Source organism: Virgibacillus halotolerans, assembly GCF_016908515.1.
Taxonomy (GTDB): Bacteria; Bacillota; Bacilli; order Bacillales; family Amphibacillaceae; genus Virgibacillus_M; species Virgibacillus_M halotolerans.
The window spans coordinates 57,507-70,200 of sequence record NZ_JAFBEA010000008.1; the positions used below are offsets into that span (position 1 = coordinate 57,507).

Annotated in this window: 18 protein-coding genes and 1 pseudogene; all 19 read right to left on the reverse strand. The window is 33.3% G+C overall.

Annotated features, from left to right (window positions below; all coding sequences use genetic code 11):
* Window positions 1-5 precede the first annotated feature (5 nt).
* The 19 genes and pseudogenes from JOC34_RS16590 to JOC34_RS16675 all read right to left on the reverse strand — a co-directional run bounded on the left by JOC34_RS16590 (window position 6) and on the right by JOC34_RS16675 (window position 12,628).
* A complete protein-coding gene (locus JOC34_RS16590) occupies window positions 6-422 on the reverse strand; it encodes a YhfM domain-containing protein (RefSeq protein WP_476756231.1) in 417 nt (138 codons plus the stop codon).
* 107 nt (window positions 423-529) lie between these two features.
* A complete protein-coding gene (locus tag JOC34_RS16595; RefSeq protein WP_205137896.1) occupies window positions 530-841 on the reverse strand; it encodes a hypothetical protein in 312 nt (103 codons plus the stop codon).
* A 164-nt stretch (window positions 842-1,005) separates the two neighbouring features.
* Window positions 1,006-1,152, reverse strand: a complete 147-nt coding sequence (locus tag JOC34_RS16600; RefSeq protein ID WP_205137897.1) for a hypothetical protein — start codon at window positions 1,150-1,152, stop codon at window positions 1,006-1,008.
* Window positions 1,153-1,259: 107 nt separating this feature from the next.
* Window positions 1,260-1,366 (reverse strand): annotated as a pseudogene (locus JOC34_RS21855) (phosphotransferase family protein); the annotation flags it as partial.
* Window positions 1,367-1,385: 19 nt separating this feature from the next.
* The gene (locus tag JOC34_RS16605; protein ID WP_205137898.1) at window positions 1,386-3,131 is read right to left on the reverse strand and encodes a M3 family metallopeptidase; all 1,746 of its coding nucleotides are present in this window, start codon (window positions 3,129-3,131) and stop codon (window positions 1,386-1,388) included.
* 206 nt (window positions 3,132-3,337) lie between these two features.
* Window positions 3,338-3,517 (reverse strand): hypothetical protein, encoded by a 180-nt coding sequence (locus tag JOC34_RS16610; protein WP_205137899.1) that lies wholly within the window; start codon window positions 3,515-3,517, stop codon window positions 3,338-3,340.
* 173 nt (window positions 3,518-3,690) lie between these two features.
* Complete coding sequence (locus JOC34_RS16615; RefSeq protein WP_205137900.1) at window positions 3,691-4,182, reverse strand: tetratricopeptide repeat protein; 492 nt, start codon at window positions 4,180-4,182, stop codon at window positions 3,691-3,693.
* A 329-nt stretch (window positions 4,183-4,511) separates the two neighbouring features.
* Window positions 4,512-5,027 carry a DUF6141 family protein gene (locus JOC34_RS16620; protein ID WP_205137901.1) on the reverse strand — a complete coding sequence of 172 codons (516 nt, stop codon included), beginning with the start codon at window positions 5,025-5,027 and terminating at the stop codon, window positions 4,512-4,514.
* A 104-nt stretch (window positions 5,028-5,131) separates the two neighbouring features.
* Window positions 5,132-5,947, reverse strand: a complete 816-nt coding sequence (locus JOC34_RS16625) for a lipid II flippase Amj family protein (RefSeq protein WP_205137902.1) — start codon at window positions 5,945-5,947, stop codon at window positions 5,132-5,134.
* A gap of 69 nt (window positions 5,948-6,016) precedes the next feature.
* Window positions 6,017-6,256, reverse strand: coding sequence for a hypothetical protein (locus JOC34_RS16630; protein ID WP_205137903.1), 240 nt, complete (start codon window positions 6,254-6,256; stop codon window positions 6,017-6,019).
* 91 nt (window positions 6,257-6,347) lie between these two features.
* Complete coding sequence (locus JOC34_RS16635) at window positions 6,348-6,581, reverse strand: DUF3923 family protein (RefSeq protein ID WP_205137904.1); 234 nt, start codon at window positions 6,579-6,581, stop codon at window positions 6,348-6,350.
* A gap of 151 nt (window positions 6,582-6,732) precedes the next feature.
* Window positions 6,733-7,116, reverse strand: a complete 384-nt coding sequence (locus tag JOC34_RS16640) for a hypothetical protein (protein WP_205137905.1) — start codon at window positions 7,114-7,116, stop codon at window positions 6,733-6,735.
* 175 nt (window positions 7,117-7,291) lie between these two features.
* Window positions 7,292-7,462, reverse strand: coding sequence for a hypothetical protein (locus tag JOC34_RS16645; protein ID WP_205137906.1), 171 nt, complete (start codon window positions 7,460-7,462; stop codon window positions 7,292-7,294).
* A 66-nt stretch (window positions 7,463-7,528) separates the two neighbouring features.
* The gene (locus JOC34_RS16650) at window positions 7,529-7,975 is read right to left on the reverse strand and encodes a hypothetical protein (protein WP_205137907.1); all 447 of its coding nucleotides are present in this window, start codon (window positions 7,973-7,975) and stop codon (window positions 7,529-7,531) included.
* Between the two features lie 71 nt (window positions 7,976-8,046).
* On the reverse strand, window positions 8,047-8,760 hold the full coding sequence (locus tag JOC34_RS16655; RefSeq protein ID WP_205137908.1) for a helix-turn-helix domain-containing protein: 714 nt from the start codon (window positions 8,758-8,760) through the stop codon (window positions 8,047-8,049).
* A gap of 183 nt (window positions 8,761-8,943) precedes the next feature.
* Window positions 8,944-9,453 (reverse strand): MepB family protein, encoded by a 510-nt coding sequence (locus JOC34_RS16660; RefSeq protein WP_205137909.1) that lies wholly within the window; start codon window positions 9,451-9,453, stop codon window positions 8,944-8,946.
* Window positions 9,454-9,594: 141 nt separating this feature from the next.
* The gene (locus JOC34_RS16665; RefSeq protein WP_205137910.1) at window positions 9,595-10,845 is read right to left on the reverse strand and encodes an MFS transporter; all 1,251 of its coding nucleotides are present in this window, start codon (window positions 10,843-10,845) and stop codon (window positions 9,595-9,597) included.
* A gap of 289 nt (window positions 10,846-11,134) precedes the next feature.
* A complete protein-coding gene (locus JOC34_RS16670) occupies window positions 11,135-11,497 on the reverse strand; it encodes a YfzA family protein (RefSeq protein WP_205137911.1) in 363 nt (120 codons plus the stop codon).
* 603 nt (window positions 11,498-12,100) lie between these two features.
* Window positions 12,101-12,628, reverse strand: a complete 528-nt coding sequence (locus JOC34_RS16675) for a hypothetical protein (RefSeq protein ID WP_205137912.1) — start codon at window positions 12,626-12,628, stop codon at window positions 12,101-12,103.
* Window positions 12,629-12,694: the final 66 nt, after the last annotated feature.

Here is a 12,694-nt window from a genome sequence, read left to right on the forward strand (position 1 = left end):
ACTATTTACTGATTATCCAAGATACCTCTTAATACATCTGTATCTTGGGCAGATAAATCAAAACCAGTGTTTTCGTGACCGACATACATCACTCTGCTCTTTTCTCCTGTATCCCCTAGTACAAGATTTAGTAAATGAGTCTCGCTATTCTTATAACGAACTAATATATCATAATCTGGTTTTTCTTTAACAACATCAACTTTTTGCTTTCTGCCTTCTGCCTTTTTAAAAACTTCTTCAAACTTTGATAGAATTGCATCTTCGTCAATTGTCATAAAGTAGTTTTCCTTTACTCCACCATAACCATCAGATTCAGAAATGGAAATAGATGAAATATTATCCAATAGAGTTATTTCTTCCTCTTGAGATTGACAAGCAAACAAAAGCAAAGCACAAAAAGACAAAGAAAGTGATAAAAACATTTTTCTCAAAAGTATCTCCCCTAACCAAATTTATCAACTAATTATCTTCCACAAATTGGCCCGATAAACGAATAGCTGCTAACTCAACTACTGCCCCCTTTTATAGATTATGGAGCAAAGTCCATTTGATCCGTAAGCAATAAGAAAATCACGATTATCCAAAATATAAAGAAAGACGTGGAAAGAATTAAAGATATAATAGGAATTATATTCTTCTCTGCTTTCTTCACTAGTCCCATAATAGATAATATGATACCAGCACCTGTAAGGGTAAAAGTTATATAATCTCCAACTAAATTTCCAACGTTAGCTATTCTTGTAGGTGTTACGAAAACAATAAAAAAACAAACAACACCTATGATAAGAGAAATATAGCTAATCAGACCGTGTTTTTTCGACGCACTTAGTTCTTTTTTCAAATAAACACCTCCTCTTTCAAAATAACATATTCAGCTATCTGGCCCGTGGGACACTAATCCCGTCCGCAGCACTGTCCCTCCCTACTTGTAGATACATGATTGAGGCTGGTTTATGGCACATACTTATCCAACTATCTCGCCCGTTTGTTCTTTTACTTTACTAATTATTTACTTGATATTTGTTTTTTTATTATTTCTATTTCCTCCTTGAGTTTCGCATTTTCTTTTTTAATTTTTGTTATATCAGCTATAGTAAATAATAAACTTGCCAATGTTAGATATACTACAATTGTAGTTACAGTTAGAGACATAAATAATTCCTCCTGTCCTTTTGAACTTCTTAAACAAAATGGCCCGTTTGTTCAGCATCGGAAATAATTCTTGTTCCAGAATCGCGCCCGATAAAGGAATAAATAATTCATCTGTAATCTTTAATTCCATTTTCAAACGCCTTAGGTCGTTGTTCTCAATCCCGTGCAATGCTTCTTGTAAAGCGAATATACTTTTATAAAATTTCACACGCTCGGAAATCTCATTTCCATTCTTATAATTGATTATACTGCTCTATATCCATTAATATCTTTTGTATTGATTGCTCCCAAAAATCTGGTTGTGAAAGGTCTTTGTTGAAATGTTTTTTTATTAGTTGTTCCACTGGCAACGTTCCAGTCTCACTCAGAAACCTTTGAAATTTCAGGTGAAACAGTTTATCTTTTTTTGCTAACTCTATAAGTCCAATGCTTAATAAAAAACCAAAAGAATAGGGATAGTTATAAAAAGGAATATCAGCTTGATAGAACTGTCCATATTTAATCCATACAAAAGACTCATATTCACTTAAACTACTTCCATAAGCCAGTTCCTGACATTGTTGCGAAAGTTCTTCTATTTGATTTACATCCAATTGTCCTTTTTTCCTACACTCATAAAATTTATTTTCAAATAAATATGCTCCTCTAATAGACATCAAGTAATTTAGACTACGTTCAATCTTAGAACCAAGCATTGCTTTTTTATTTGAAATATCTTTTGTATTTTCGATTAAATAATCAGTAAACACAGTTTCAAAAAATATAGAAGAGGTTTCTGCCATTGTCATTTCAAACGTGTCTTCGGAAAAACGAAGGGATGGAATATCTTCCATTTGATGAAAATGCCAAGCATGACCTAATTCATGTGCAAGTCTTCTTGCACTATCTACACTATTGTCATAGCTTAATGAGATTCTTGATTCACCCTCAGGAATAAATGGTGCGCAAAAACCACCAGGTGGTTTCGTACTGCGTTGTTCTGCATCCACCCAACCTTTTGAAATTGCATTTTTTACAAATTCAGGCATATTCCTATCAATGTTTTCAAGAGACTTAGCTATTACATCAATGGCTCGTGAGAATTTAATATGATGGGATACTTCCTGAGATGAAGTCATCAATTCGTGCCAAGAAAGACCTTTTTTCCCTGCTTCTCTTGCTTTAATTTTTAAATATCTCGAAAGCACATCTAAATTTGAATCTAATCTATCCCACATTGCATTCAATGTTTCCTTGGATATGCCATTCCGTTTTAAAGATTCATCAAGGTAATCTACCTTTTTTATCTTGTTTTCATTTAGTCTTATTCCAACCATTTGATTGTAAATGGAAGCAAAGACATTCGCTTGAGATTCTAAAGTGTCGTTTAATTCTTTAAATACAAGAAGTCTTTTATGAAGCTTTGGGTGAAACATTGCTAAATTATTTGCTTCAGCAAAAGATATTACGTTCTCCCCATTGCCAAGATCAACCCTTACTTTGAAATTTTTTCGAACTTGTGCATAGATGTCTTCAAGACCGCTTGATGTTTCACTGGCAAAGCTTGAAATAATTTTTCCTTCTCTTGACCTTTCCTCATTTTTCATTATTTCCGATATAAAACTTTTTCGACTAATATTTTTTAACCAATCATCAAACTGTTCTTCGGTCATATTACTCCATGTTTCTTGCGAATTAGATATAATTAAACGAACTTCGGTTTTTAATGTTGAGATGTTCGCATTTAATAATGTTAAAAACGAAGGATCTATATTTTCTGTAGTTAAGCAGTAATAGAAGGATTCTGCCGACTCAATTTGCTTAATTAATTTTGATAGAGTTAACAGTTCATCTTCACTCAGATTATTTGATGTTGAGCCTAATTCGATTTTAAATAACTTTTCTTGAATACTATCTAGATGTTTTTTTATTTTTTTCGAGTCAAGGCCATTCCGAAGGTTATTTAAATTCCAACGTGTTGGTGTATTAATTGTTTCCAATCCTTTACTCCCCCTTTGATTATTGGATAACTTCAACGAATATGTTGTATTTAGAAATCACCAATCCTCATTCAACTGTTTTAAGCTCCTTCCTTCACAATCCTCGTATATTTAAATTTAATCATTAGATTATATTAGAGAGAAACTTCAGCAATATGGCTCTTTTGTTGCACATATTTATTCAGCTATCGCGACCGATTGTTTAACTAATCATCCTTATTTTTTTTACTTGATTTACTTGTCCATTCCCAAAGATTATAAAATAAAAATGTAGCAACAGAAATACCAACGTTATCAGCCCATTCGACTGTGTTATTGAATATTAGTTGCTTTATCGTTAAAAATGCAAAAAGAATTAATGGTAATGGAATATTATACTTAAACAAACTAACCCCCCCTGTAAATTCGAATTCAGCTCCACTTTATTTGAGTTTAATAAAATAGCTACTTGCACCGTACACGCCTTATAAGGTGCGGTGGCTCTCGTGATTCCCAAAACCACCTACAATGAGGGCTCCTATTGATTGCCCGATTCTGGAACAATACAAGACCATACTGTTTAAACATCTAGTTCAGAAAAATATTCTCGCAGCGGCTTCTCAAATTTTTTAAAATCGGGGTTCCCTGACTCTTTCAATAAGGCAATTCCCAATTCTTTAACTGCTTTTTCGGCTTGATTAAGTTCACAAAGCGTTAAGGCAAGAAACGAGGAAACAACGGGATCATTGGGAAACTTAGCCTTGGCTTTTTCTATAGCTTTTAGAGAATTCTCATGGTCGCCTTCAATTAGATAGGAAGATGCTAAACTAACCAGACAATCCCTTAATTCTTTCTTGTCATTGAGCCCTAAATCTATAGCTTTTTCATATAATGGTATTGCTTTTTTCTCCTGACCCAAATTGTCATTAGTCATCCCTGCGAAAAGATTTATTTCAGCGGAATCAGGGTGCTTATTGACTAAGTTTTTAAAAAATCTAGTCGAACCTTCTCCATCACCGTTTTGAATCATCTTACGACCTTTTTTGATTTCATCACGGATTGTTTTAGACATTCTTCATGCCCCCTTTTAACTTGGCCAAATAACGATAATCTTTTTCTTGATCTCCAACAATATAGTCTGATTGAGGAGCGAGAAAAGACTATTCCTTATTGAAAAGTAATACAAAAATGTATTAAAAATAGTTTTAGTGATTAAATAGATGAAAGTAACAACCATCGAAATAGGTACTACTATTAAGATGATTTCGCCTAATGATAATGAGTTAAAAGCATTTTCTGCCTGCTGAAACAGAGTAGTTAAGTCTTTCATAGTAATTCCTCCCCTTAACACTAGATGCCAATCTTATTCGATAATCGCACCCATTTTGTGGAAGACTAACTTCATTGATTTTTTAGTGTCAAATCCATTGCTTTTCTTAATTCTTCTGGATTTTCAGTGCCGATTACTACTGTGTCATATTTCGACTTTAACTCTATCCCTTTCTTTCCATTTAAACTATAGACTGTTTCACCTTTTAGGTTAAAACGGATTCCCCATCCCCCAAATCGCTTTAGTGAGTTGTAAGTAATATTTTCATAATAACGTATATCTTTGAAAAGGAATTGTTTATATTTAAAATGAAAAGGTACAAAACGAATATAAAGGCCATCACTACGAACTTCTATTACCAACTTTATTACCCCAAGTATAAATACTGGAAGAACAATTCCAAAAATCATCCAAAATACAATTGTAACCGCATCTGATGCAGGATTATTTCCTACAGTCACACCAAAAATTACTTGCTTAATGAACCAATACCACATATAAACAACATTTAATAAAATCAGCGCCCACACCCAAATTTGCCGTATCCGTTGTGTTTCTCGATACAAAACTTTATTGTGTGCACCCATTTAATCCCCCCTTTTTAAAAAAATTGTATTATCCACAATCTGGTTCTTATACGTAAAAGGACACAGATTATTGTTCCATTATCGCACCCATTTGTTGAATAACTTTAAGCTATAAATTGCGTGAACCAAGCAATATACTTTGCCCCAGGGATAAAGAACAATTGTGCCAACAATGTGCCTAAAAGTCTTGATGTAACCATCATCAAGGAAATGTTTTTAAGTGATTGATAACTTCCTCTCTGATTAACAACATCATCTGCAATTACAGAGACTTTTGGATCAACAAAAATAACCAACAGTATTGTTGCCATACCATTTATTAAACCTGATGCCATAATAGCTGTTGACGAACGTTCAGGTGTTAGTAATGCTGCATATAATGCAGACAACACACCAATTGTATATATTGCAGTTATTATCATATTCACCAAAAATAATCTTATTGGAATATCTTTGATTCTAGTATCTTTTAGGTATGAAAACTTTGGTAAATTAAAATGTGTTATGCTGCGTTTTATGTACTGTAATGAAAATAATCTTTTAAATAAAGATGGAACAGAACCTTTCTCTTCGGATAAATGAATGATTGCTCTTGAAAAAAGGGCTATAAAAGTGGGAAGTAAAAGTATCCCAAGAATTGTTCCAACTGTGGATGCCCCTATGAGAAAGCGAAACTGCGCTGCCACAAACTCTTGTGCATTATTACTTGGCGCAGTATCGATTAAGCTCCCTGTAAAAGGTTGCTGCATCATATTTGCCAATCTTGAAACCATCACCATTATATTAAAAAGAGATAAAGCCGAAGCAATCATCTTTACCCTTGCACCCGATAACCTTACAGCATAAGCGAGCGTTTCAATAGAATGAATAATAAAAATAAATAAAGCTATGTATATTAATTTCTCAGTAACAATATCCAATATAGTACCTTCTTTTTAATCAATTTTATTATTATGTGAAAATATTCCCCAACAATAGGCCCGTTCGTATTATAGTGTTAACCAGTCATTTCTGGTTGACCTATTTAAAATAGATTTTATGCTTAAGGTAGCCGGGATAGGTCCTTTATTGTTTGGCCACCATTTACTAGCTATAAAAGCAGTTACATAATCATTTTGGAATATCACATCATCTTGTTTTGTTCCTTTATCGGGTACATCCAAACCCGAAGTGACTTGGCAAAATGGGCATACATATCCTTTTGGCATATGTGACATTGTTTTTATCATCTTTTCTCCATCTCCTATATATCTTTTTTAGCTGTATCAAAAAGAAATAGTCCCGCCATTTATAGAATAACTATTAAGCTATAACGCCCGATTACTTATCTGTTACTGCTCTAATTCTTAAATTAACAATTAGCCATACAACTTGAATAATTATAGGAAGTATAAACGCAATTAATAAAACTATAAATGCAACTAATTTTAGTTCGGGTGTTTGAGTAACACCAGCGCCATCAACCTCTCTTGTCCAAATAACAACTGTACCTACTGCAAAAATAATAATCCAAATAATGTTAGCGATCCACCAAGATACCCATCTTTTTTTCACATTATCATTCCTTCCATTCCCCAAACTAAAATGAATTTTATGCAACAAAATGGCCTGATTATTTACTAATTTTTATCTAAAATCAGAAGTTAACACACCCGTTTGCGGTACATTCTTTCCAAAGGTTGGTTAGTTCATATGCAACGATAAGTTACTTATCACGTTGTAAAACCTTCAGTGCGTTATAACCATCTGAAGTATAACCTGCATAGGGACCCCACCACTTTGGATAAACCATTGGAATGATTGTTACGATAAATTGAATGAGATTCATCCAAAACATACCAGTTATAAAGAAATTAATATAATCGTTAAAAGGCTGATAATAAAAAGGTAAAAATAAAATGATAGTAAAAGAAGCCGATAATAACGGCCCGCCCAGCGAAGTCATCACTCTTTGAAATGCTGTCATACCGCTGGGCTTCTCGTAATAACAAATACCAGCCATTCCCCACTTCATATGATAGTGGATTCTTCCAACTCGAAAGTTCTCTTTATTGGCGTCACTAAAATCACCTAGATGGATCTTTGCCACGCCTTCTTTAGTTAAACATACGAGTGCTAGTGCATGACCTATTTCGTGAATCAGCGTTGTCAGAGGAAGTGCAATAACATATAACAGCACAAATATTAGTGTATAAATAACATCACCCCTTAAATTTGTTCACCCTTTATTCAGTTAAATGGCCTGATTGAGGAGCGAGAAAAGACTATTCCTTATTTGAAAGGTAATACAAAAATGTATTAAAAATACTTTTAGTGATTAAATAGATAAAAGTAACACCCATCGAAACAGGTACTACTATTAAGATAATTTCGCCTAATGATAATGAGTTAAAAGTATTCTCTGCCTGCTGAAGCAGAGTAGTTAAGTCTTTCATAGTAATTCCTCCCCTTAACACTAGAAGCCAATCTTATTCGATAATCGCACCCGTTTGCGGTAATTATTATTGCATTGAATTTAAGTATTCGTAAACTTCCTCCGGCACCTTAAAATCGAGTGAAAAGTTTTTCAGGCTAAATTCAATATAAGGAACATCCTTGTATGATGTCATAGTAGCAACCCTATTTAAATCCTTGTTATTCGCTGATTCACCCTGTTTAATGGTATCCACTTGATACATTTTAAATCTTTCTCCTTTAGTTGCTTCTGAAGGGATATCAGCTGAATCCCAATCTTCAATTTTTAATGCATCAACGAAATTCCCAATATCATCGTCATCTGAAATTGTTATAATAACATCGGAACTGTCCGCTGCGATCACTTCAATCTTTTGTATTTCCCCTAAGCTATCTACAATACTGCTATCATCCTTTTCTTTCCCTAAACCACAACCCATCAGTAAAATTGCTAAGCTAACGGTCAACAAAAACATAAACGGATTCTTTTTCATAATAAATATACCCCTTTATAAAAAATAACATCTTTTCAACGTTCTTTAATCGTCTATAAGGAATTTTCCACTTAAATATTTTCACCTTTTCCCAGGAAACGATATGCTTGAAGCATTCCTAGTAAATAAACAAAAAGATAACCAGATGATCCAGCTAGAATCATACTTATGGCTAATATCATATCTTCTAAATCATTAAAAGCTTCAAAGCTAATCAACAAAGGTAGCATAAAAAAACTGACACCAAAAAGAATGATACTGACCAAAATAAAAGGATTGTACGTTTTTCTTTTTTCTATATAATTGGTTGCAAGTTCTTTTTTAACCATTTTATCAAACAATAAAGGCTCTTTCTTTAGTTGTGAATATGGATTTCCAGATAAAAGAATTGAAACAAACAGAGCAATTGAAGCAATCATAATCATCACATATAAAAGAACATCTATTTCTTGGAATAAAAATACAAAGGATGTTCCTGCTAATAACAATGCAATCGCCCAAGCCATCTTTCTGTATTTCAATGTTTGGTGTAACAGATAACCACTTGCCATCTCTTGATTAACATAAAAAGCTTCTTTATTATGATTGATTTGTTCATTAGAGGCTGTGGACTCATTTAGTAGATAATCAAGTGTCACATTGAAAATTTTACTCATTTTAATAATTTTTTCAGTTTCAGGATAACCCTTATCGTTTTCCCATTTGCTTATCGCCTGACGAGATACTTGGAGTTGGAACGCTAACTCCTCTTGGGAAATATTTGAATCCTTCCTGCTTTTACGCAACTTTATGTTGCAACGAACAATTAAGCGACTAGGATATAGGTTTTAAACCATTTTCATTTGATACAAATCGTAAAAATGCTTTTATTTATACCTTAATTGCGCCCGTTAATGTAACAAACTGGCCCGATCGTTGCACATATTGGCGCTTATTCTTATTCAAGAATAGCGCCCATTTGCATAGGATTAAAGCGAATACAGTTCTATTATTTTGTCTATGGGTAATTCACTCGGATCACTCATATCAACAAAATAAGGCAACTGCCATTTTTGAGTTTTCATTGCTTGCTTACTAGTCGGTTTATCCCAGCTAGAATAAACTCTTATTGCCATTTTCCCCTTTGTTGAAGTGGAACTAAGAATATTCTGTTTGAAAAGAATTTCTTTTGGAAAAATAAATTGTCCAAACTCACTATCATTTTTAAAAGTAGTTATAACTAATAAATCAGGTGCTTCCTCATATGTAAAGGCTTGGTTTTTATTATTTTCATCTTTTTCCCAAAATGCAACAAACCGCCCTACTTTGGTGGGGGTTATATTTGCAACTCTAAAACGAACTGTTCTCGAAGATAATCGAAATATACCAGCACCATACTTAGAATTTTGCTTTTCTTCTTTAACCGACTTTACAGTTAAGTCATTTGGCTCGTAAATCATTTTATTTACATAATTTAATGCTGCATAAAAATCATTCATTATTCCACCTCTCAAATTTTCAACAATCTTGCCCAATTGTTTAAGATCTATTTCTATTGAATCTCTTTACATGCCAAGCGTCAACCTAACCTTAAAGGAAGGTTAATTAACAATATTATCGACTCTTAAGTAGCATCCATTTTATTTTACTTCTGCACTAAATTCATCGTTGTTATCATCTTCACGATAAAATAACTTTTTATCTTCCCTTAACACTGAAATAGCAAAAATAATCGCTGATAGTAACATGAAAATTGATAATGCAACAATTGTGATCCGTAGAGAAATAAGGTCTGCCGTTACACCAATCGCTAGAATAAACACAACTTGAACAGCACTTTGAATAAGTTGGAAAATACTCGTCACTCTTCCCATGATTTCTATAGGAATACTATTTTGATAAAAAGTCATGATCCCTGCGTTCAGTGGGACATTAAAAAAACCTAAAATAATAAACCCAGCAATAATAGATGCAAACGACCAAGAAAATGCGTATATCACATATCCAATCGTCCACATAATCAGACCAATTACAATCATATAACGCAGCGATAGTTTATTGGAAAAGATCGACAAAAGAATTGCTCCTGTAACAGCTCCAATGCCCGTAATACTCATCACTAAACTGTATTCAAACTCCGAAAGACCAATCACTTGTTGCATAAAAACGACTTCCTGGGCGTCCATCGCAAAAGAAAAAATCATAATCATAATAAAACCTAGGTAAATAAAAGTCACATACTTATTGTTCTTCATGAACTTTTGAACGACCGTAAAGTCATTTATGACCTGTGAAACGGTTAATGTCGGGATAGTCTCTTTATCAATGTTATCTTTTTCGGGAAGGAATAATAACAATATGGCTGCCAGGACGAAGGATATGGCATTCATCCATAAGGTAGCTTCAACTGAGGTTGATAAGATCAGCATTCCTCCAATGGCCGGTCCGATAATAAAAGCCCCGGAATCAACAAATGATCGAATAGAGTTGAAGCGTTTTCTTTTTTCCCTCGGTATTAGAATGGCAACATAAGTCATAGATGCCGGGTTATAAAAGGCTTTACCAACACTTAAAATTACGAGAATCCCATAGATTAACAACATATTATGTGCAAATGGAATAAAACAGATGAACAATGCCCGCAGGATAAAAGTTGCTCCCATTACGCTTCTTTTACTTCGATAATCAATGAAACTTCCGGTCCAAAACTTTGTAACAATATTAGTTAATGGTCCGATGATCCAAAGCCCCGCAACTGCTGCGGCAGAACCAGTAAGTTGGTAAACCAAGATATTTATAGCTACTAAGTGGATAAAATCTCCGATATTTGATATTCCAATCGTTGTCAGCAATATTGCAGGATGTTGCCCGCCCTTTAGGTTTTTCATCATAAACATAACTCCCCTGTATATTATGTTTGATCCTATTGATATTCCTTACTCAGCTATAGTCTGTGCGACAAGAGTTATTACCAAATATTCTTGGATTTTTCTAGATTCTGCAAATTTATTAACTATCTTTGCATAGATGTAGTGCACATACATTATACTTTTTAATTAACTGACTTTATATCGTGTTTAGTTTCTGCAGCATGTATTAACAGGACTATTTCCTTTTGTAACTTCAACCAATAATAGCCATATTATGGCATATATTTATTCGGTTATCGCGCCCGATTTCTTAATTTAGTTTCGTATCCTTTTCTTTAAGTCCAATAATTACAGTTTTGATTAAAACATAAAGTATATGAAGTATCGCAATTGCTGTGATAAGTTTAAAAATTAGATTATCATATAAGACAAACCATTTCTCAAAAAACATATTTTCTGCTATGCCAGCTGCAAAATTACCCATTCTGTTTAAGTTCGGTTCCAAAAATGTCCCGTCAATAACAATAAAGATTAGCTGCATAATTAAAAACAACCCAATGGTTATCATCAATCTTCTCAATTCATTAGCAAAGCCCTTTTTCTTTTTGGAGTACTGGCTAAGATTTAACAGAAAACCTTTCAACTCACCCACATTGCCTTTTTCATTCGTCATATTATTTTATCCCTCCTACTGGTGTACTGATCTTAAACCTGTTGATATCCATACTTATCTGATTAAAATTTAACACACTATTAAACAAGCTGCCCCGATTCCGGCCTTTGATTGTTCGATTAAAGCACCCATTTGCGTAAGGAAAAAACATTCACTTTAATATAAAATCCTTATCAATAAATATGTTTTATATCATTTATCTTTCAGAGTTGCTTTAGCAAATAAGTAGTCTACCACGAAAAATAATATTAACGTTATAAGTATTAAAAATGTGCTTACACTATGAGATATCGAACTAAAATATGGCATCGTTAAAAACAAGAGTATGAGAAGCGTAGTCACTATTCTAAGAAATAAAAATTTTCCTTGAAAATATCTTCTACCCAAATTTTTCAGCCCCCTAATAAGTTATTCCGTTAATTGATCGTAAAGAATAATATTGCATTTCATTACAATATGTACACTTCATATCTCCACCTAATGTAAAAAACCTTTAAAAGTTTGTTTCCAACTCCATTTTTTATAGCAGTTCTTACAAGGAGGCATTTTAATCACTCCTTGTTCTGTAATATGGAAAAATAACGCTTATGCAATCTGATCCGATTAATGAATAACACGGGCCTTATTCTCTACAATTCTATTATCCTTATCTCGACTGGTTAAAAAAACATAGCTGGTTAAAATGATACAAATTAGCAGCACCAAATGAAACATAGTGTGGAGTGTATTCGGTACTATTCCGTTCATGATCGGTAGAAAAGAATGTGTATTCCCAAACATAATATTGAATCTTTCTACTTTTTCCTCTGTACCAGTCCCTAAAAGATATGGGATCCACCATGACATGATTGCTCCTAATAAAATGCACGTAGGATGAACAAGTAGCCAAATTCTTACCAAAAGAGGATATCTTTTACCTATAAATAAGAGCACTCCACCTAATATAAGTAATATTTGAACTGCACCAATAAGCATTGTAACTATTATTTCGTTAAACGACTCTACTGAAGCAATAGCCTCAATATCATTTAATGCACCCAAAGGAACCAAATCTTGTACAATCATAAATAGAAGTATAAAGATATATCCCAAAACTAAGAATTTTTCGGATAGACGTATATCTCTTTTCATACACTACACTCCAATCCGCTGATTTGAACTATCTTAGAGCAATTTTGTTCTTCTGCAAATGCCCCC